Source organism: Kitasatospora sp. NPDC022856 (genome assembly GCF_055561235.1).
In genome coordinates this window covers 113,434-134,155 of sequence record NZ_JBVHHE010000005.1, presented here as the reverse complement: position 1 = coordinate 134,155, position 20,722 = coordinate 113,434, and the positions used below count along the sequence as shown (strand labels likewise).

Sequence of the window (20,722 nt, the reverse complement as noted above, 5' to 3'; positions counted from 1 at the left end):
CGTACGGGCGGGGGCGGGGTGCGGCACGGAGCCCGTCGTCCGGCGCGAAGGCGTCCGGAAGCGGCGGTCGTCCGGCGGTCGGCCCGCCGATCGGGGTGAAGGGACGAGGGAGGACGCTCCCAGGACGCCCCGGGACGGCGCCTCGGGTGCCGCGACGCGGACGTCGGGCCGCCGGGCCGGGCCACGGGTGGCCGGGAGCGGAAGGAAGGACGGCCGCGGACGGACCGGGCGGGAGCGGCCGACGGACGCCGGGCGCACGGGCACCGGGCCGAACGTGCCGGGCGGGCCTGCCGTGCGGTACCGGGCCGGTCAGGCCGGGCGGCGGCGCGCGGTCACGAGGCCTGCGGCCACGGCGGCGGGTTCGCGCCCGGGCGGCCGAACGGCCGGCCTTCCGCGGTGTCGGGCGGTCGTGAAGTCTCGGTCATGTGGCGGCCCCCGTCGTCACTGGTACCTGTCTACCTCTACGGACGCTCATCATGGCCGATGCCGTCCTCCGGCCGTCCTCCGGCCGTCCCCGCGCGGTCCTCCCCCGGAGCCGGTGCGATCCGATCGTTCGGACGGAAACTCCGGGACCGTCCGGCGCGTTGGTCCGAGGGCCCGGCAGCCCGGCCGCACGCCCGCGCCGGCAGGCCCGAAGCGGGCCGGTGGTGTCCGAACCGGCCCCGCGCCCGTGCCGGAGCCGCGACTGTCGACCGTGGAATATGGCATTCGAAGATCCGTTTGAATCCAAGTAGCATCGTGGCGAACAGCCCGCGACGGACTTGGTGACGGCGCGTCAGAACGGGGGAGGCTGAGTGAAATTCCGCATTCTCGGACCGCTGGAGGTCGGGGCGAACCACCGCAAGGTGCCCCTGGCGGGCCCCCGGCAACACCTGGTGCTCGCCCTCCTCCTGCTGAAGGCCAATCAGAGCGTGCCGCTCGGCGAGCTCGTCGACGCGCTCTGGGACGATCCGCCCCGCACGGCCGAGAAGCAGGTCCGCAACGCGGTCTCCATGCTGCGCGGTCTGCTCAAGTCCGCCGGGGTCACCACCCTGCCGACCGCCGTCGGCGCCACCGGCTACCGCCTCGACGTCCCCGACGACCAGCTCGACGCGGCCGCGTTCGCCCACGCGCTCGCGGCGGCCCGGCACCACGCCGCCGCCGGGCAGTTCGCCGCGGCGGTCGAGGAGTTCCGGGCCGGGCTCGCCCTGTGGCGCGGACCGGCCCTGGCCGGCCTGGACAACTCGGCCCTGCAGCCGCACACCTCGCGGCTGGAGGAGCAGCGGCTCACCGCGATCGAGGAGTGCGTCGACCTCGAACTCGCGCAGGGCCACCACCAGGCCGTCGTCCCCGAGCTGACCGACTGGCTCAGCGCCCACCCGCTGCGCGAGCGGCTGGCCGGCCAGCTCATGCTCGCCCTCTACCTCTCCGGCCGCCAGTCGCACGCGCTCACCGTGTACGAGTCCACCCGGCGGCGGCTCGCGGACGCGCTCGGCCTGGAACCAGTCCCGGAGCTGCGCGAGTTACGCCAGCGCATCCTCACCAACGACGCGGCCCTCGGCCGCCCCCGGACCTTCACGTTCGCGCCGCCCGCCCCGCACAGCCTGCCCAAGGACATCAGCCACTTCACCGGGCGGGAGCAGGAGCTGCACACCCTCGCCGACCGGGTGACCGGCCACCACGACCAGGCGGCGCCCAGCAACGTCCTGCTCGCCGCCGTGGACGGCATGGCCGGGGTCGGCAAGACCTCGCTCGCCGTCCACCTGGCCCACCGGATGACCGGGCGCTACCCCGACGCCCAGCTCTACCTCGACCTGCACGCGCACTCCCCCGGCCTGGCCCCCCTCGATCCGGGGGCGGCACTGGAGAAGCTGCTGCGCTCGGTGGACGTCACGGGAGCCGCCGTCCCCGAGGACCTGGAGGAGCGGGCCGCGCTGTGGCGCACCAGGCTGGCCGGCCTGCGGGCGGTCCTCGTCCTGGACGACGCGGCCAGCTCCGCCCAGATCCGGCCGCTGCTGCCGGGGACGGCCGACTGCCTGATCCTGGTCACCAGCCGAAGCCGGCTCACCGACCTGGACGCCGCCGCGGTGCTCTCGCTGGACCCGCTCCCGCCGGCCGACGCGGAGCGCCTGCTCGACCGGATCGTGGGCGACCGGCGGGTGGCCGCCGAGCCCAAGGGCGTCGCCGAGCTGCTCCGGCTCTGCGGGTACCTGCCGCTGGCCATCCACGTCACGGCGGCCCGGCTGCGCCACCGGCCCGCCTGGACCGTCGCCTACCTCACCTCCCGGCTGCGCAGCCACCGGCGCCGGCTCGGCGAGCTGCAGACCGCCGAGAGCGGCATCGCCGCCGCCTTCGACCTCTCCTACCGCCGGCTCGGCCCCGAACCGCGGCACCTCTTCCGCCTGCTGGGCGTGCTCCCGGGGACGGACTTCGACGCCGACGCGGCGGCGGCCGCCGCCGGGATCGACCGCCGGGCCGCGGACCGCGTGCTGGAGGAACTGCTCGACGTGCACCTGGTCCAGCAGCCGCGCGAGGAGCAGTACCGGCTGCACCCGCTGCTGCACGCCTACACGGTGCACCTGGCCGCCACCGAGGCCGGCGAGGCCGAGCGGCAGGCGGCGCTGACCCGGTTGTTCGACCACTACCGCCGCACCGCGGCGGTGGCCATGGACATCGTCTCCCCGCCGTGGCGGTGCGACCGCCCGCCGCTGCTCCTCCCCGGCGGGCCCGCGGCCTCGCCGGCCGGACTCGACCAGGCCACCGAGTGGTTGGAGGCGCAGTGGCCGAACCTGCTGTCGGCGGCGGAGACGGCCCGGCGCGGCTGGCCGGACCAGAGCGCCGACCTGTTCCGCGTGCTGCGCCACTACCTGCACCTGCGCGGCCAGCACGCCGAGGCGCTCTCGTTGCACAGCCGCACCGTCGCCCTGGCCCGCGACACCGACGACCGGGAGCTGGAGAACCTCGCCCGGTACGGCCTGGGCCTGGCCAACCAGCGGCTCGGCCGCTACGACACCGCCCTCACGCACTTCCGCCAGGCCCTCGACGTCGCCCGCGAGCTCGGCGACCACGTGACGCACGCCCGCACGCTCAGCAACATGGGCCTGGTGCTCCACCGGCTCGGCCGCTACGAGAGCGCCCTCACGCACTTCGCCCAGGCCCTCGACCTGGCCCGCGACACCGGCACCCCGAGCGCGGAGTGCTACGCGCTGTGCGGTCTGGGCCTCGTCCACGAGCGCCTGGGCCGCTCCACCACCGCCGTCATCCACCTGCGCCAGGCCCTGGTGATCGCCCAGCGGATCGACGACCGCGACATCCAGGGCTACGCGCTGAGCAACCTCGGCCGGGTGCAGTGCGGCCCCGGCCACTACGAGCAGGCCTGCGACGACCTGCGCAGGGCCCTGGCCCTGGCCCGCGAGACCGGCGCCCGCGACCTCGAAGGCCACACCCTCTGCGGGCTCGGACTCGTGCACCAGCGCCTCGGCGACTTCGACACCGCCCTGACCCACCTCCACCAGGCGCTCGCGCTCGCCCGCGAGACCGGCACCCGCGACCTCGAAGGCCACGCGCTCTGCGGCCTCGGACTCGTCCACGAACGCCTCGGCCACCACGCCCTCGCACTGGCCCACCTGCACGAGGCCCTCGGCCTCGCCCGCGACACCAGCACCCGCGACCTCGAAGGCCACGCGCTCTGCGGCCTCGGACTCGTCCACGAACGCCTCGGCGACCACGACACCGCCCTGACCCACCTCCACCAGGCGCTCGCGCTCGCCCGCGAGACCGGCACCCGCGACCTCGAAGGGCAGGCGCTCGGCGGGCTCGGCGAGGTCGCCTGCCGGCGGGGCGACCCGGCCGCGGCGCTGGACCTGCACGGCCGGGCCCTGGCCATCAGTCAGGAGACCGGCGACCGCCACCGCCAGGGCCGGGCGCACCGCGGCCTCGCCTCGGCCCACCGGGCGCTCGGCGCGCCGGACGCCGCCCATGAGCACGACCGGCTGGCCGACCAGCTCCGGCGGCACTCCGGCGGGTGGCGCCCGGCCGGGCCGGACCGACGGCGCGGCCCGGCCGAGCGCCCGGCCCCGAGGGACCTGGGGCGGGTCTGAGCGGGCCCGGGGCCGGTCCGACCGTTCGCGTCGCGTCGTCGCGTGGCGGGAACGGCCGGACCGGCAGGCCCGGGGAGTGTGTGCAAAGTCCCGCCCGGGCCGCGACGCTACGTTGCGAACACCTGCGAACATCCCCCTACTGCGGGCGGACCGACAGCGCGTGGTGGAAGATGTCGCGCGGGTCCCGGGCGGCCTTGATCTGCTGCAGCCGCGCGTAGTTGTCCTTGTAGTAGATCGTCGACCAGGGGGCGGACGAGGTGTTCCAGGCCGGGTCGGCGAGGTCGACGTCGGGCCAGTTGACGTAGTTCCCGTCGGTGACGCCGTTGGGCACCGGCACGCCGCCGGTGGTCGCGTAGACGTCCCGGTAGAGCTCCCGGACCCACTGCAGCTGGCGCGTCTCGTCCGCGGCGTCGGACCAGTAGTTGGAGAAGGAGGCGAGCATCACCGAATCGCGGTGCGGCACCGCGGTCGCGGTCGGGGAGAAGGAGTTGACCTTCCCGCCGAAGGAGAAGAGGCCCATCAGACCGGAGGCGTACGTGTAGGAGGGGCTGGTCAGGTAGCGGTAGACGGTGCGCAGCTGGTCGGGGGTGTACCCCTTCTTGTGGTAGGCGCCCTTGGTCTTCGAGCGCAGCAGCAGGCTCGGGATGCCGAACACGCCGGCCACCTCGGAGGCGCTGGTGGTCGTGGTGTAGAGCCACGGCAGGTTGCCCGTGGTGCTCGCCGCCGGGGCCGCGGCGACGTTCCTCGTCATCGCGGCGGCGAAGTCGGTCAGCATCTGCTGGGTGCCGGTGACGGTCGGGTCGACCTGGGCCCGGACGATGACGCCGCCCTTGCCCTGGCGGATCGCGATGAGCGAGCCCCAGAGCTGGTTGGCGGCGGCGCCCGGTGCGCTGTTCTGCTCGTGCCAGGTGCCGAAGTTGGTGACGAGCGTGGTGAACGCCGCCTCGTCCAGCTGGGACCAGTCCCAGAACAGCGTGGTGATCATGATGCCGCCCGGGGTCGGGGGCAGCAGCTTGGTCGGATCGGTGCCGGTCGCGCCGGGCGAGCGCAGCCAGAACCGGGTGACGATGCCGAAGTTCCCGCCGCCGCCGCCCGCGTGGGCCCACCAGAGGTCCCGGTTGGGGTCGTTCGCCGAGGAGGTGGCGATCACCGAGCGGGCCATGCCGAAGGCGTCCACCACGACGACCTCGACGGCGTAGAGGTTGTCCGCGACCAGGCCGTAGAGGCGGGACAGCACGCCGTAGCCGCCCCCGGTGATGTGGCCGCCGACGCCGACGCTCGGGCAGGAGCCGCCGGGTATCGTCACGCCCCAGCCAAGATCGAGGGTGCGGTAGACCTGCGAGAGGATCGCGCCGCCCTCGACCGCGAAGGCGTTCATCGTGGCGTCGAAGTACACCGCGCGCATCTCGGACAGGTCGATGACCACCCGGACGTCCGGGTCGTCGACGAAGTTCTCCAGGCAGTGGCCGCCGCCCCGCACGGTGACCCGCTTGCCCGCCGCCACGGCCTCGTTGACGGCCTGCACGACCTGGCTCGTGGAGCCGACCAGCTTCACCGCGTCGGGGTTGCCGGTGAAGCGGCGGTTGTACCCGCGCAGCAGCAGGTCCGGGTAGCGCCGGTCGCCGGGCGCGACACTGACCGGGCCGAAGCCCTGGGTCAGGAACGGCCACGACTGGTCGGCGCCGGCGTCCGGCACCGGCGCGGCCGCCGCGACCCCGCCGCCCACGACGAGATCCGTCGCGGCGATCCCGAGTCCGGCCGCCCCGAGTCCGGCCAATGTAAAGCGTCGACGAGACAACTCCGCCATGAAATCCCCCTGCTGGCAACAGCACGCATCCGAATGTCACGAGAAGGCCCGAAGTCGAATTCCGGCCACCTCGTTCGGCCAAATGATGCTACGTCCGGCGGACCCGTCAACCGGCCCCCTAAGAACCCCCTATCCCGCCCCCGCGAAGGCGTCCGGAACACCACCCTTCTGGGAGGCTGACCTCACGGTATGTCCGCGCGTGGCAAGAGAGTTGGATTGACATGACCACTTACCTCATCACCGTGCTGAGCAACGTGCACGAGGGCCGGGAGAAGGACTTCCACGACTGGTACGAGAACACCCACATTCCGGAGATTCTCGAAGTTCCGGGAGTTCTTTCGATCCGCCGGCTGGTGCTCAACGACGAACAGATCGGCGCCGACAAAGGACACTCGCAGGCCCACTACCGCCATCTGACGCTGATCGAGATCGAGACCGACGACTTCGACGCCTCGCTCGCCGCCATCAGCACCCTGGACGGCAGCCGGGCCGAGGAGCTCCTGATCCCGGGCCAGGTGCTGGCCTCGCTGTACCGGGACCCGAAGGTGTACACCCGGTCCTGACCCGGCGCGGGGCCTCGGCGGGGGCGGGCGGACCCGGCCGGGCGGGTCCGCCCGCACCGCCGTGACCACCGCCCCGCCCCGCCGTGCCACTCCGCCCCGCCCCGCCCCACCGTGACACCCCACCGCGCCGTGACGCCTCCGGCGCGACGCCCTCGACGTGACGCTCCCGTCCAGCGGCCCGCCGACGCCCCGCACGCGCCCTCCCCCACCCGCCGACCACCCGCCGGCCGGAGGCCGTCCGACGCCCGTGGGGCCCGCCTCCCCCGGGCTCCGCAGCGGCCGCGGACTCCGCCGGGGAGCGGGCTTGAGATGCCCTTGACACGTTTATAGGTCTATACCATGCTGCGAGCGGCGCCCCGGCGGCGGGGCGAACTCCGCTTCCGCAGCGGGACTTCGGCACAGGTGACAGCTTCATACGGGGGAGATCGTTGTGCTCGTGCATGTCCTGGGACCGCTTCGTGTCGACGTCGACGGAACCGCCGTGGCCCTCGGTGGCAGGCGGTCGCAGATCGTCCTGGCGACCCTCGCCCTGACCCCGAACTGGGTCGTGCCGCTCGACCGGCTGGTGGACACCGTCTGGGGCCCCGCGCCACCCGCCAGCGCCCGGACGCAGATCCGGATCTGCGTCTCCCAGCTGCGCCGGGCCTTCGCCGAGGCGGGTGCGCCGACCGTGATCGAGACCCATCCGAACGGGTACCGACTCCGGGTCGGCCCGGGCGAGTTGGACGCCTCGGCGTTCAACGAGGAGGTCGCCCGGGCCCGGCTGCTGGCCGCCCAGGGCGCGCCGGAGGAGGCCGTCGCCGGCCTGCGCCGGGCCCTCGCCCGGTGGACCGGCCCGGCGATGGCCGGGCTCGCCTGCCCGCCCGTGGAGGCCTGGGCCCGCCAACTGGAGGAGAGCCGGCTGCGCGCCGTCGAGGAGCGGATCCGGCTGGAGCTCGGGCTGGGCCGGCACCAGGACCTGGTCGGCGAGCTGGAGCAGCTGGTCTGCGCGCACCCGTTCCGCGAGCACCTGCACGGCCGGCTGATGCTCGCCCTGCACCGGTCGGGCCGCACGGCCGAGGCGCTGGCGGTGTACCGCAGGCTCCGGACCGCCCTGATCGAGGAGCTGGGCATCGAGCCGGGGCCCGAACTGCGTTCGCTGGAACGGGAGATCCTGCTCGGCGTGGCCGCGGCGCCGCCCCCCGGGGAGCCGGCGGTGCGGCGCCGGACCAGGGCGGGCGACGCCGTCCACTCCTCCTGGTGCCCGGTGTAGCCGCACCGCCGCGCGGGCCGGACGGGGGCTCAGCCCCGGTGGCGCCACCAGAACGAGCCCGGCTCGTAGTGGTCCCGGACGCCGAGGGCGCGCCAGAGCGGCTCGGCGATCCTCCGCAGCTCCGGGTCGGCGTGCACGAAGGCGTCGGGCAGCTCCAGGTCGAAGCGGTCCGGGGCGGCCGTCAGCAGGGCGGCGAGCAGGTACTGCTCGGAGTAGTGCCGCCAGCGCCAGGAGTACGGGTAGTCCGCGGGCAGCATGATGTCGTGGACGTGCACGATCACCCCGGGCTTGAGCCTGGGCAGCACCTCGAAGAAGAACACCGCCACGTCCGACCCCATGTGCAGCCGGTGCGAACCGTCGAAGAAGACGATGTCACCGGGCTCCAGAGCGGCGAAGACCCCGAGGTCCGCGTGTTGCAGCGGGGTGCGGACGACCTCGTCGCAGAGCCGGTCCACGGTGGCGCGCGGCGCCGGGTCGATCGAGGTGATCCGGGTCGCCAGCCCGAGGTCCTCGATCGCCCGGCGGGCGAACTTGGTGGAGTTGCCGGAGCCGATCTCCAGGTACCGGGCCGGGCGCTCCTCGGCCAGGAAGCCGTAGAGCGAGAGCGCGTCCAGCGGAGGCAGCCATCCGTTGTTCCAGTACGGGGTCGAGCCCGCCGCGGTGCCGCTCAGCGGGATCCCCCGCAGCAGCTCGGTCAGCTCCAGGAAGCCGGTCAGCCGCTGCGCGTAGCGCTCCCGGTTCTTCTCCAACAGGGCCCGCACCTCGGTGAGTTCGGCGCGCGGCTCGGGGGTGACGACGTGGTCCCAGAAGAGCGGCTTGCGCAGCCCGAACGCCCAGAGCGTCAGGCCGTGCAGGACGGGTCGCTCCGCCAGCCAGTCGACCGGCCGGCGCAGCACGGGCAGCCGCTCCAGCAGTTCGACGCCGGAGGCGGTCCGGACGGCGGTCCGCAGATCCTTGAGCACCATCGTTGTTCCTTTCAGAGGGAGAGCCACAGGTCCTGCAGCCGGTGTTCGGAGATGCCGTCGGTCGGCCGGAAGTCGTAGCGGTGCACCCGGACCGGGCCGGCGGTGAAGCTCCAGTCCAGCCGCCAGAACGGGAAGGAGCGGTTGACCGCGCTGTCCCAGTCGAAGCCGGCCGGCGCGGAGAACTTCCAACTCAGCGGCAGGAAGTCGTTGTTGGCCCGGATCGCGTCGTCCGCCCGGTCGCGCAGGCCGTCCAGGTCGCGCATCGACGCGCTGGCGTTGAAGTCGCCCGAGACGAGCACCTGGTGGGGGTTGCCGGCGAGGTCCCGCTCCAGGCCGCGGATCTCCGCCCGGCGCCAGTCGAACTTGCGCCGGAAGTAGGAGTCGAAGTCGAAGTCCGAGAACGGGTCGAGGTCGGGCGCGAGCGGCACGGTGACGTGCACGTTGTAGACGCTGAACACCTTCGACCCGACCTGGAGGTCGGTGCGCAGCACCTTGTCCCGGGCGAAGACCGTGCCGAACGGGGCGTCCGGCGCCAGCTCGGCGCCGGTCCCGACGGCCGGCTGGGCGACGATCGGGTACCGGGAGACGGTGAGCAGCTCGCCCCGCCGGGCGATGTGGTAGCCGGGGAACTCGGCGGCCAGCCGCGCGTCGTCGTCCAGCCGCAGATAGCCGTCCTCGCCGCGGCCGGCCTGCCAGACCACGTGCTCCTGGAACAGGTACACGTCCGCGTTCTGGCGGTGGATCAGGTCGTACAGCCGGTTCACGTCGGTGGCGGCGGCCCAGTACTGGGTGTTGAAGGAGACCACGTGCAGGGCGCCGGGCGGCACCGGGCGCCCGCCGTGCCAGAGGGCGGGCCAGTTCAGCCCGGAGCCGGTGAGGAGGGCGAGCAGCAGCGGGGGCAGCGCGAGGGCGGCGGCCCAGCGGCGGCGCGGGCCGCAGGCGGCGGCACTGGCGGCCAGGAGCACCAGCGGGACCGCCACCAGGAACACCGGCGGGGTGGCGTCCAGCAGGATGGCCCAGTGCCAGCGGCCGCTGACCGACCGGCGCAGCACGGCGTAGCAGAGCCAGAGCCCGGCCAGGGCGATCAGGGCCCACCCGTACCAGGTGCGCAGCCGCCGGGCGATCCGGCGGGCCCGGCTCGGCGGGTCCGGGTCCGTCGCCCCCCGGTCGCCGTCGGCGCTCCCGCCGGCTCCGTCGTCGCGGGCCGGCGCGGCGGCCACGGCGTCCGCGGCGGCCACGGCGTACATCCGGCGGAACCGGCGGCTGACGGCGAACTGGGCCAGCCCGGCGACCAGACCGGCCAGCACGACGGCGTTCACCAGCAGGTGCGCCAGGGTGAAGAAGGCCAGGAAGCCGAGCCCGCGCTCCTGCCGGACGAACCGGTACTGGCCGAGGTCGGTCAGCACGAAGCCGGCCACCGCCAGGGCCGTGACCAGCGCCGTCAGCGGCTGCCAGGCGATCAGCGGCAGGCTCGCCACCGCCAGCCCGGCCAGCGCCGAGGCGACCGCCCGGCCGGGGGTCTCCATCCCCTGCATCGCCCGGCCCCGGCCCAGGTAGAACGGCACCCGCAGCCGGCTGCGGACGAAGGCCTTCCGGAGCAGCGGCCGCATCCGGCTCTCGTCGGAGAGCCGGCCCCGGACCCGGGAGGTGAGCACCATCGGGTGGAGCGCGGCGAGCCGCTCGGCGTGGTCGATCTCCTCGGTCTGCCGGAGCGCGCCGTTGAACCAGCCGGCCTCCAGGAAGGCCGACCGGCGGACCGCCCCGAGCGCGTAGAAGCCGCCGCTGACCAGGCCCTCGGCGCTCTTGCGCCAGTAGTGGTACTGGAGGATCCGGTACTGCCCGACGGCGCCCTCGGGGAACAGCGGCTCCTTGTCGGGAACGCCGAACACCGCGCCGTACTCGGGGTGTTCGGTGAAGATCCGCACCGCCTCGGCGACGGCGTCCGGGTGCATGGTCAGATCGGCGTCCAGGAAGAAGAGGATCTCGCCGGCGGCGTGCCGGACCCCGAGGTTGCGCGAGCCGCCCGGGCCGCCGTTGCGCTCGGCCCGGACCAGGGTGACGGGGTGGGCGGCGGCCAGGTCGGCGGAGTCGTCGGTGCTGGCGTCGTCCACGACGATCACTTCGACGGCCGGGTAGCTCTGCTCCAGGATCGAGCGCAGACAGAGGTCGACGGTGCGGCGGTCGTTGTACATCGGGACGACCACCGACACGAGAGGTGGGGGTGTGGGCATGGGACCTCGTTCGGAGTTCGGAGTTCGGGGCTCGGGGTTCGCACTTCGGGATCCGGCGGCCGCTGCCCGATGGCGCGTCAGAGCAGCTGGAAGGCCAGCAGCAGGCCGGCCCAGAGCGAGGAGTTGGTGAGCATCACGCCGTCCCTCAGCAGGGTCCGGACGGGGTTGCCGCCCTCGCTCTGCACCACCACGATCTGCAGGTAGCGGAAGAGCGCGAGCAGGGCGCAGGGCGCGGTGAGCAGCGCCCCGGCCGCGTAGCCGGACTCGGTGCGCAGGAAGAGCAGGTAGCCGACCACGGTCAGCCCGGAGCAGAGCACCAGGACGAGGTCCAGGAAGTGCGCCGAGTAGCCGACCAGGGAGGGCCGGTGGCCGCTGCCGGAGACGCCCAGTTCGTGCCGCCGCTTGCCCACGATCAGGACCAGGCAGAGCGTCAGCACGGTGAACACCAGCCAGGCGGCGACCGGGCGGCCGCCGGCGCCGTAGCCGCCGAACAGCCGCAGGACGAACCCGGTGGCGACGATGAACACGTCCAGCAGCGGCAGGTGCTTGAGCTTCCAGCTGTAGGCGGCGTTCACCACCAGGTAGAGCAGGACCGGCCAGACCGCGGCGGGCCGGGAGAGCAGCAGGACGGGGGCGAGCAGCCCGGCCAGCAGCAGGATCAGCGCCACGGCCGTGCGCCGACCCACCCGGCCGGCGGCCAGGGGGCGGTGGCGCTTGACCGGGTGGCGCCGGTCCCGTTCGATGTCGGCGATGTCGTTGACCACGTACACCAGCGACGAGGCGAGCACGAAGGCGCAGGTGGTGACGGCGACCCGGGCCACCATGCCCCAGTCCACGTCGGCGCCGAGCAGGGAGAGCGGCACCACCAGGAGGTTCTTCGGCCACTGGCCCGGGCGGAGCAGCTCCAGCGGTGCCGGCAGCCGGGAGGTGGGGCCGCGCCGGAGGGGCTCCGTCTGTTCGCTCAGGAAGGTCATCGCGCACTCCCTCAGAAGAAGATCTTCACGGCGGACAACAGGCCCTGGCTCCACGGGTCCCGGCTGGTCCGGCCGGTCGGGCTGCCCGCCGGACGGTCGTGGCGGGCGGTGCGCCACCAGTCGTAGGTGCGCAGGATCGCGTCCCGGTTGGACAGCCTGGGTGCGAAGCCGAGCCGCTCCCCGGCCTTGTCGATGCTGACGTAGGAGTCCTCCATCAGCTTGTGCAGCAGCCGCCCGTAGACCGGCGAGAGCCTGGCCTTCTGCAGGGTGCTCAGCACGGTCAGCGCGGGCCGGGCGGGCAGTGCGACGACCCGCTTGCCGTGGCCGGCCGCGTCCAGGACGGCCTGGAAGTCCTGGCGCAGGGTGCCGAACTCGGCGGCCGCCAGGTTGTAGGTGTCGTTGGCGACGTCCTCGGGCGCCGTGAGCACGGTGACCACGGCGTCCACCAGGTCGTCGATGCCGAACATCTGGATCCGTACGTCGCCGCGGCCGAGCACGGGGAAGTTCCGGCCCTCCTCCGCCCACTCGAACAGCATCGAGAACAGGCCCATCCGGCCCGGGCCGACGAAGGTCTTGGGCCGCAGGATCGGCACGCACATCCCGGCGGCGCGGTGGCGCTCGGCGATCTCCTCGGCGGCGGCCTTGGCCCGGCTGTAGGTGTCGACCGGCTCGCGCGGATAGGTCTCCGGCGTCGGGACGACCTTGGGCAGGCCGTACACGGCCGTCGAGGAGATGTGCACCACCCGGGGGGTGCCGGCGGCGCGCGCGGCGGCGAACACGTTCTCGGTGCCGCCGACGATGATCGAGCGGATCTGCTCGTCCGGGTAGCTGGGCAGCGCGGCCGCCGCGTGGACCAGCACCTCGGCGCCGTCCAGCGCCCGGGCCATCACGGCCGGGTCGCGGATGTCGCCGACCACCGCCACGCCGGGGCCGGGCCGCAGGTCGACCCCGCGGACGTCCTTGCCGTCCGCGAGCAGCCGTTCGGCGAGCCGCGAGCCGAGCATGCCCGCGGCGCCGGTGATCGCGATCACCACTGGGACCCCACCTTCTGCTTGAGGAACCGCGTCACCAGGTGCCCCAGCCCCTTGCCGAGCACCTCGCCGAGCGCCTCGACCGTGCGCTCCACGTCGGCCGGGTCGGTGACCAGCGAGGGGCCGATGACCAGCGGGTTGAGCCCGTTGAGGGTGTAGTAGGCGAAGATGTCGTGGTCCTGGTACAGGGCGTTGATCACCGCGCAGGTGACCAGCTTGGTCTTGAACCTCGGGTCACGGGCCATCCCGCCCGGCGCCAGCCTCGCGACCAGGTCGAGGATCTTCGGCCCGCCCTCGATGAAGACTCCCCAGAGCGCCCCGGCGCCCGTCACCCGGCCGACCGCCTCCGGGTGCTCCTTGGCCAGCCGGGCCAGCCCGGGCTCCAGGACGGCGCCGATCGCCCGGGCCCGCGCCGGGTAGTCGTCCTCGATGGCGATGTTGACGGCCTCCAGCGCGGTGGCGCACTCCTCGCCGAAGCCGTAGTACGTCGTCGAGGTGGACTGCAGCAGCGCGTCGCCGAGGTTGTCGTAGGCCTTGCGGAAGACCGGTTCGCGGGCGACGAACGCCGAGATCGAGGACTTGCCGCCGCCGAAGGACTTGGAGGTGGTGAGGACGTCCGGGATCAGGCCCGGGTAGCGCATGAAGTGGAACAGGGTGCCGGTCTTGCCCCAGCCGGTGTAGATCTCGTCGAAGATCAGCACGATCTTCTTCCGGGTGCACAGCTCGCGCAGCCCGCGCAGGAACTCCTCGGAGCAGGCCTGCACGGTGGAGGCGCTGAACGGCTCGATCAGGATCGCGTAGACGTCGTCCGGGTGGGCGTCGACGGCGCGGCGGACCGAGTCGAGGTCGTTGTAGGCGAAGGTGTCGATGCCCGGGATGGTGGGGAAGGCGAACTGGCTCTGGCCGGTCAGGCCGCCGGAGCCGAGCAGCTTGCCGTGGAAGGCGCAGTCGGCGCGCAGCACCGTCCCGCGCCTGCCGCCGTGGTACTTGTACGCCAGCTTGACGGCCCCTTCCACCGCCTCGGCGCCGGAGTTGGGCAGGAAGGACATCGAGAGGTCGCCGGGCAGCACCTCGGCCAGGTTGTGGCCGAGCGCGGCGAGGTAGGGCGAGAAGTACGTCTTGTGGACCTCCATCCGGCCGGCCCGGGCGAACCGCTCGCGGGCGGCCAGGATCCGCGGGTGGTTGTGGCCGTGGTTGAGCACGCCGACCCCGCCGGTGACGTCCAGGATCCGGCGGCCGTCGGTGAGGGTCAGATGGGCGCCCCGGGCCTCCGCGACCAGCTCCCGGCCGAAGCCGAAGGAGGTCATCAGCGAGACCTGGCTCTTGTTCACGTACCGCCGGTACAGGTCGTGCACCTCACGGACCTGGAACCGTTCGGCGTCGTCAAGGGTGTACACGGGCTTCCTCTCGCATCGGGGTGGACCTGAGCCGGGCCCAGGTCAGGACGACGGCCGAGCTACCGAGCTCGGCCAGCACGCAGACGACCCGGCTGGCGATCGCCGCGGTGGCCGCGACGCCCCCGGGCAGCACGGTGGCGAGCGCGGCCGTGATGGTCAGCTCGCGCACCCCCCAGCCGTCCGGCACGATCACGGCCAGGCTGCTGACCACGGTGGCGAGCGCGAAGGCGCCGACCGCCGGGCCGAGGGAGGCCCCGGCCGACCCGCCCAACGCCAGGGCCAGGAACCAGAGATGCAGTCCGGAGACCAGCCAGGAGGCGATCGCCAGCAGGACGGCGCGGCGGACGGCGGCGTCCGGCGGCGCCTCGACCGGCCGCCGCAGCAGCCGGGCCGCGGCCGCGACCGGCCGGGTGGCCAGGGCCGGGCGGACGACGCAGGCCAGGAAGCCCGCGGCCGGCAGGCAGAGCCAGACCCACTGCCCCGGCAGCGCGGCCGGCGCCGCCAGCAGCCCGACGCCCGCGCCGGTGAGGAGGGTCAGCGCCAGGCTGAGCAGGTACGCGGAGGTCATCTGGGCGGCCGGCACCCCGGCCGCCCGGCCGTGCGTGACATGGGTGAGCACGCCCCAGACCCGGCCCGGCAGGTACTTGCTGAGCTGCCCGAGGAAGTAGATCCGGGCGGCGTGGACCCCCCGGACCGCGTGGTCGCCGGGGATCAGTACCCGCCAGGCGTGCACCGCGAGCACCAGGCCGGCCACGTTGGCGGCGAGCGAGGCGGCGAGCGGCGGCAGGGCGTCCGCCCGGGCGAACGCCCTCACGGCGACCGGGCCTTCGTGGCGGAGCAGCAGGCCGAGGCCGACCAGGGCGGCGAGCACGATCAGCGGGGTGAGCACCTTGCGCAGCCGGTCCAGCATCACCGGGCCGCCCCGGTGCCGGGTGCGGTGCCGGGTGCAGCGCCGGGTGCGGCGCCGGGTGCGGCCGCCGTCGCCGAGGCCGCCCCGGCGCCGTCGGCACGGTCCGGGAGCAGCATCCGGACCGTGCCGACGGCGGCGCCGCTCACCAGGGCGGTGATGACCAGGAAGTGGACGCCGGTGAAGAACGGCACGAAACCCGGGCCCCGGTGGCCCGCGACGAACCGCAGCAACCGGCCGTTGGCGGCGCAGAACCCGAGCGCCCCGAGGGCCGGCAGCACCGGGTACCAGGGCGCCAGCGGCAGGGTGGCCAGGGTGAGGGCGGCGGCGGCGACCGACGCCGGACTGTTGGCGGTCAGGTTGCGCCGCCCGCCCCGGCGCGCCGAGGCCAGCGCGGGCACCAGCACCAGCGCCCGCCGGAAGGTCTCGGCCAGCAGCGGCCGGAGCCGGTGCTCCTCGTCGTGCAGCGCGACCACCCGGTCGGTGAGGACGATCCGGTGGTGCGGCGCCAGCCGGTCGCTGAACTCCAGGTCCTCGGAGTCCCGCAGCCGCTCGTCGAAGCCGCCGAGGCGCTCGAAGACCTCGCGGCGCACGGCCGCCTGGGCGAAGAAGGCGGTCTCCACGACGCCCGCGCCGCGCATCCGCCACCAGTGCGCGTGCAGCACCCGGTAGCGCTCCACCGGACCGTCGTCGAACAGCGGATCCGGTGCGATCACTCCGTGTACGCAGCCGCACTCCGGGTCGGCCGCCAGGATTTCCAGCGAGTTGGCCACCGAATCGGGCGTCAGCGCCTCGTCGGAATCGAGGAAGAACAGAATGTCACCGGTCGCCGCGGCGATTCCGGCATTTCGCGCGGCGGACACTCCGCGGTTCGGAGTGCGCCGGATCAGGGTGCACGGATAGCCCTCGGCCACCTCGGCGGTCCGGTCGGTGGAGCCGTCGTCCACCACGATGACCTCGTGGACGGGGGCGGTCTGGGCGTACACCGAGTCGAGACAGGCACCCAGGGTACGAGCGGAGTTGTGGGCCGGTATGACGACCGATACGGAAAACGTCATGCCGCCATTTCAGGCGGGCCGCGTATCGGCCGGGTATCGTCTCGGTATTGGAATGCGGCCGGGTGAAATCCGGGGCGCCGCCGCCCTGCTACTCTCCGCGCCATGGATTCCGCTCGCCCGCGTTCGCTCGGGCCCCGGTCGCTGGTCGCCGTCACGGCCTGCTGGGGTGCTTTCCTCCTCCTCGACCGCCTGCTGAGCGGCCGCTGGTGGTTCTGGCTGATACCGGACCTCGCGCCGCCGCTGCTCTTCCTGGCGGTGCCGGTGCTGCTGCTGGCCCTGGCGGTGGTCACCCGGCCGTCGCGGCGGTGGCTCGTCCCGGTGGTGGTCGCCCTGCTGCTGGCCGGCCTGCCGCGCACCGGGCTCAACCCCGCGGCGCTGCTGCCCGGCCGGGACCGCACGCCCGGCCCGGCGTTCACGGTGTTCTCCTGGAACACCGAGTACTGGGACACCACCGACGACCCGGACGCCTTCTACCGCTACCTCCGGAGCAGGGACGCGGACGTCTACCTGCTCCAGGAGTACCTGGCCTGGGTCCAGGAGACGCCGACCCGGATCGACCGGCTCGACCGGATCCGGCAGGAGTTCCCCGGCTACCGGGTGGCGGTGCTCGGCGAGTTGGTCACGCTCTCGCGGTTCCCGGTGCTCGCCACCCCGACGGTCGGCGCGGCGCTGCCGGCCGGTACGCCGTGGGAGGTGACCTTCGCCAGGAAGAAGGTCCTCCGCACCGATGTGGACGTCCACGGCCGGGCGGTGTCCCTCTACAACGTGCACATCCCGGTCCAGGTGGACACCCGGCAGTCGGTGTTCGGCGGCGACTTCTACCGCACCGTCCGCGCGGCCGACGCCGCACGCCGGGAGCAGTACACGGCACTGGAGTCGGACGCCGCCGCCAACCACCACCCGCTGCTGATCGCCGGGGACTTCAACACCACCCCGGCGATGGGCGACCTGAGCGGCCTGCGCGCCCGCTTCCGCGACGCCCGCTCGGCCTCCGGCGACCTCTACCCGGGCAGTTGGGGCGGCCTGCTGGGCAGCGACCTGTGGCGGCTGGACTGGGCGTTCACCGACCGCCGGGTCGCGGTGGAGCGGTACTCCTTCGCGGACCAGCGGGGGATGTCGGACCACCGGGGGCAGCAGCTGCGCGTGGCGCTGCGGCCGTGACACCGGCCGGGCGGGACGGCCGCCCGGCCGTCAGTCCTTCGGCGCCGGGCCGGAACGGCTCAGGGTGAAGGTGAGGTTGGGCCGCTCGGCCTTCGGTGCGGAGATCCGCATCGTCGTGTAGTCGCCGCCGGTCAGACCGCCCAGGGTCACCGTCGCGGGGACGGCGGCCACGCCGCCGGCCGCGTTCTTCTCCCAGAGCCGGCCCGTGGCGGTCGGGCTCAGCCCGCCCCACGCCGTCCAGACCAGCCCGTCCAGCATCGACGCGCCCTTGTCGCAGGCCAGTTCCAGGGACTTCGGCGAGATGAGCGGCTGCCCGTCGCACCCGTAGACGGAGCCGGGTGCCTCGGACGGCTCCGGCGGCGCCCCGGGGGCCGAGGCGGACGGCACGGCGGCGGGCGGGGACGGGACCGCGGACGTGGCCGTCGGCGTGGGCGTGGGCGTGGCGGGCTCCGTGGGCCGGACCGACGGCGCGGCGGCGGACGGCGCGGCGGCCGTCCCGCTGCTCGAACAGCCGGCGACCGCGAGCAGCAGCGCGAGCGCTCCGACGGCGAGGCCCGCCGTACCGCGCCGCCGCCCCGCGGCCGTTCGTCTGGCCTGACCTGCCATGGTCCCCCCATTTGCCCGGTGCCGGTCGATCCGCACGTCCGGAAGTCCGCCCAGGCTACCGCTCCCTGAAGCCCTGTCAGTACCCCGGGGGCGGAACGGCCGTCGCGGCCGTCGCGGCCGTCGCGGGGCCCGTGCCGAAATTCGCTTGCCCCGGCCGCGGGTCGGCGTTCCAATGTGGCCGGGCACCACGAGCCGTGGTGCCGGTACGCGAGGAGGCGGCGGCGACCATGGAGATCCGTTCCACGACCGACGAGGACCACGACGTCTTCGTCGACACCCTGCTCGCCCCGTTCGGGCTCTTCCGGGAGACCACGGCCGAGGACGGCGGCGGGGCCTGGTGGTCGGCGCTCGAAATGGACCGCGGCCTGCTCGCCGTGTCGGACGACGGGAGGCCCGTCGGCACCGCCGGTGCGTACTCCTTCGAGCTCACCCTGCCCGGCGGGGCCCTCGTCCCGGTCCCCGGGGTGACGGCCGTCGGCGTCCTGCCCTCCCACCGGCGCCGGGGCGTGCTGACCGCGCTGATGCGTCATCAGCTCGCCGGGTTCCGGGCCCGCGGGGAGTTCCTCGCCGTCCTGCTCGCCTCCGAGGCCACGATCTACGGCAGGTTCGGCTACGGACCGGCGACGTACACGGCGCGGCTGACGGTGCCGCACCACCGGGCCGCCCTCGCCGCCCCCCGGGCCCGCCGGGCCGACGCCGCCGCGACCGACCCGGCCGCCCCGGACAGCGGCACGGTCGAGGTGCTGCGGCACGCCGACTGCGGCGAGCTCCTGGATCAGGTCTACGACCGGTACCGCCGCACCCAGCCCGGCGCGCTGTCCCGGCCGCACCGCTGGTGGGCCCTGCGCGCCGGACAGCCCCCGATCGCGCCGACACCGCGCTACATCGCCCTGCACCGGGACGCCGACGGCGTCCCGGACGGGTACGCCTGCTACGCCAAGGACAAGCCCGACAGCCTGACGGTCGACGAGGTCATCGCCGCCGACGACGCCGTCTTCACCGCCCTGGCCCGCTTCGTCCTCGAACACGACCTGGTCGACCGGGTCGTCTTCAAGCACGTCCCGCCCGACCACCCGCTGCGCTGGCGGCTCACCGACTTCCGCGCCGGTGAGGTGCACCAGGACACCGACTGGCTCTGGGTGCGGCTGCTGGACGTGCCGCGGGCGCTGACCGCACGCGGCTGGTGCGCGGACGGCGAGCTCGTCCTCGACGTCGAGGACCCGTTCCTCGGCGAGCACGACCGCTATCTGCTGACCGTGCGGAACGGCAGGGCCGACTGCGTCCCGACGGACCGGGAGCCCGACCTGTCCCTGGACGTCCGCGACCTGGGCTCGCTCTACCTCGGCGGCACCGCCCCGAGCACGCTCGTCCGGGCCGGCCACGTCCTCGCCCACCATCCGGGGGCGGCCGCCCGCGCCGACGCCCTCTTCCGGGGCGAGCGCTCCCCGCACTGCCTGCACTGGTTCTGACCGCGCGCCCGCCGGGGGGCCGTACCGCGAACGGCACGGCCCCCCGGCGGCCCCCGGCGGCCCTACCGGCGCCGCCGGGTCCGGCCAGTGGTAGGCGCACGGCCGTTGGTCAGCGCACGGCCGGTGGCCAGAGCATCGCCGGTGGTCAGAGCGCGGCCTCGTCGAGGCGCCGGCGCTGCTCGGCGGAGAGGGTCACCGCCAGGGCGCCCAGCGCCTCGTCCAGTTGGGCGATCCTGCTGACGCCGACCAGCGGCACGATCCGCGGGTCGTGGTCGAGCAGCCAGCTGAGCGCGACCTGGTTCTTGGTCACCCCCAGCTCCTCGGCCACCGCGCCGAGCGCCGCCAGCCGCCTGGGCGTGCCCGGGTGGTCGTAGGCGGCCGGGATCTCCACGTCCTCGCGGGTGTAGCCGCCGGAGAGGATCGGGCTGTAGACCCAGAGCCGGATGTCCCCCTCGGAGCGTACGTAGTCCAGCAGTTCACCGGTCACGTGGACATGGGCCGAGGAGGGCAGCGGGATGTCGAAGCGGGGCTGAAGGTAGGAGTAGCGGTACTGCATGTGGGTGTACCGGGCCCGGTCCCCCGCGAGCGCCCGGGCCCGCTCGACCCGCCAGACGGCGTGGTTGCTGGCCCCGACCTCGCCGGCCTTCCCGGCGGCCACCAGGTCGGCCAGGGTGTCGACCGTCTCGGCGAGCGGCACCGACCGGTCCTCGATGTGCGTCCAGTAGACCTCGACCCGGTCGGTGCCGAGCCGGCGCAGGCTGCCCTCCAGCGCCGTTCGGACGGCCTTGTCCGAGAGGCCCTCGGCGGTCTCCAGGCCGGTCCCCGGGACGGTCGGCCGGGCCCCGACCTTGGTGCTGATCACCACGCGGTCGCGGGCACCCCGGCTGGCCAGCCAGCGTCCGATCACCTCCTCGCTCTCGTCGCCGGTGGCGCCGTCCAGCCAGAACGCGTAGTTGTTCGCGGTGTCGAGCACGGTGCCGCCCGACTCCACGAAGTGGTCCAGGATCTCGAACGAAGTCCGCTCGTCGACGATCGTGCCGAAGCCCAAGGTGCCGAGGGCGATGGTGCGTTGTGGAATGGCCATAGGTCTTCCCCTCCCATGTGGTCTGGACCATTCAAGTCGCATCCCGCCCCGCACGCAACAGAGCGCCACCGGATCACCACCCGCCGTCGGCGCGACCGTGGCCCACCCGCGCGACCGGACCGGCGGACGACCAGCTGC

The 20,722-nt window shown here is 74.0% G+C and carries 15 protein-coding genes; 5 read left to right on the top strand and 10 right to left on the bottom strand.

The features are described 5' to 3' along the window. Positions 1-794 precede the first annotated feature (794 nt). The gene (locus ACZ34W_RS08295) at positions 795-4,079 is read left to right on the top strand and encodes an AfsR/SARP family transcriptional regulator (protein WP_465602627.1); all 3,285 of its coding nucleotides are present in this window, start codon (positions 795-797) and stop codon (positions 4,077-4,079) included. Positions 4,080-4,215: 136 nt separating this feature from the next. Here ACZ34W_RS08295 and ACZ34W_RS08290 read toward each other — a convergent pair whose 3' ends face one another. Then, complete coding sequence (locus ACZ34W_RS08290; protein ID WP_465602625.1) at positions 4,216-5,886, bottom strand: FAD-binding oxidoreductase; 1,671 nt, start codon at positions 5,884-5,886, stop codon at positions 4,216-4,218. 221 nt (positions 5,887-6,107) lie between these two features. On the opposite strand from ACZ34W_RS08290, the gene ACZ34W_RS08285 reads away from it, so the two are divergent. Both ACZ34W_RS08285 and ACZ34W_RS08280 read left to right on the top strand, forming a co-directional pair. Next, the gene (locus tag ACZ34W_RS08285; protein WP_329486231.1) at positions 6,108-6,449 is read left to right on the top strand and encodes a hypothetical protein; all 342 of its coding nucleotides are present in this window, start codon (positions 6,108-6,110) and stop codon (positions 6,447-6,449) included. Positions 6,450-6,879: 430 nt separating this feature from the next. Continuing rightward, entirely contained in the window at positions 6,880-7,701 is an 822-nt protein-coding gene (locus ACZ34W_RS08280; RefSeq protein ID WP_465602623.1) for an AfsR/SARP family transcriptional regulator, read from the top strand. A 29-nt stretch (positions 7,702-7,730) separates the two neighbouring features. Here the strand turns inward: ACZ34W_RS08280 and ACZ34W_RS08275 are convergent, their stop codons facing one another. The 7 genes from ACZ34W_RS08275 to ACZ34W_RS08245 form a co-directional block, all read right to left on the bottom strand. Then, the gene (locus ACZ34W_RS08275) at positions 7,731-8,666 is read right to left on the bottom strand and encodes a class I SAM-dependent methyltransferase (RefSeq protein ID WP_465602621.1); all 936 of its coding nucleotides are present in this window, start codon (positions 8,664-8,666) and stop codon (positions 7,731-7,733) included. 11 nt (positions 8,667-8,677) lie between these two features. Continuing rightward, positions 8,678-10,897, bottom strand: coding sequence for a glycosyltransferase (locus ACZ34W_RS08270; RefSeq protein ID WP_465602619.1), 2,220 nt, complete (start codon positions 10,895-10,897; stop codon positions 8,678-8,680). 77 nt (positions 10,898-10,974) lie between these two features. Beyond that, on the bottom strand, positions 10,975-11,871 hold the full coding sequence (locus ACZ34W_RS08265) for a UbiA prenyltransferase family protein (RefSeq protein WP_465602617.1): 897 nt from the start codon (positions 11,869-11,871) through the stop codon (positions 10,975-10,977). Between the two features lie 11 nt (positions 11,872-11,882). Next, complete coding sequence (locus tag ACZ34W_RS08260) at positions 11,883-12,905, bottom strand: NAD-dependent epimerase/dehydratase family protein (protein ID WP_329486236.1); 1,023 nt, start codon at positions 12,903-12,905, stop codon at positions 11,883-11,885. Beyond that, positions 12,899-14,299 (bottom strand): aspartate aminotransferase family protein, encoded by a 1,401-nt coding sequence (locus ACZ34W_RS08255; protein WP_329486237.1) that lies wholly within the window; start codon positions 14,297-14,299, stop codon positions 12,899-12,901. The genes ACZ34W_RS08260 and ACZ34W_RS08255 overlap by 7 nt, the downstream gene beginning before the upstream one ends. Further along, positions 14,286-15,209 carry a lysylphosphatidylglycerol synthase domain-containing protein gene (locus ACZ34W_RS08250; RefSeq protein WP_380391484.1) on the bottom strand — a complete coding sequence of 308 codons (924 nt, stop codon included), beginning with the start codon at positions 15,207-15,209 and terminating at the stop codon, positions 14,286-14,288. Before ACZ34W_RS08250 ends, ACZ34W_RS08255 begins: the two co-directional genes overlap by 14 nt. Further along, positions 15,209-16,264 (bottom strand): glycosyltransferase family 2 protein, encoded by a 1,056-nt coding sequence (locus ACZ34W_RS08245; RefSeq protein WP_465602614.1) that lies wholly within the window; start codon positions 16,262-16,264, stop codon positions 15,209-15,211. Before ACZ34W_RS08245 ends, ACZ34W_RS08250 begins: the two co-directional genes overlap by 1 nt. A 102-nt stretch (positions 16,265-16,366) precedes the next feature. Between ACZ34W_RS08245 and ACZ34W_RS08240 the strand changes: the two genes are divergently transcribed. Next, positions 16,367-17,425: an endonuclease/exonuclease/phosphatase family protein gene (locus ACZ34W_RS08240; protein WP_465602612.1), complete on the top strand. Its 1,059-nt coding sequence runs from the start codon at positions 16,367-16,369 to the stop codon at positions 17,423-17,425. A 30-nt stretch (positions 17,426-17,455) separates the two neighbouring features. On the opposite strand, the gene ACZ34W_RS08235 is transcribed toward ACZ34W_RS08240, so the two are convergent. Continuing rightward, a complete protein-coding gene (locus ACZ34W_RS08235) occupies positions 17,456-18,031 on the bottom strand; it encodes a hypothetical protein (RefSeq protein ID WP_329486241.1) in 576 nt (191 codons plus the stop codon). Between the two features lie 227 nt (positions 18,032-18,258). On the opposite strand from ACZ34W_RS08235, the gene ACZ34W_RS08230 reads away from it, so the two are divergent. Beyond that, positions 18,259-19,500, top strand: coding sequence for a GNAT family N-acetyltransferase (locus ACZ34W_RS08230; protein WP_465602609.1), 1,242 nt, complete (start codon positions 18,259-18,261; stop codon positions 19,498-19,500). A gap of 145 nt (positions 19,501-19,645) precedes the next feature. Here ACZ34W_RS08230 and ACZ34W_RS08225 read toward each other — a convergent pair whose 3' ends face one another. Further along, positions 19,646-20,584, bottom strand: coding sequence for an aldo/keto reductase (locus tag ACZ34W_RS08225; protein WP_329486244.1), 939 nt, complete (start codon positions 20,582-20,584; stop codon positions 19,646-19,648). Between the last annotated feature and the right edge of the window lie 138 nt (positions 20,585-20,722).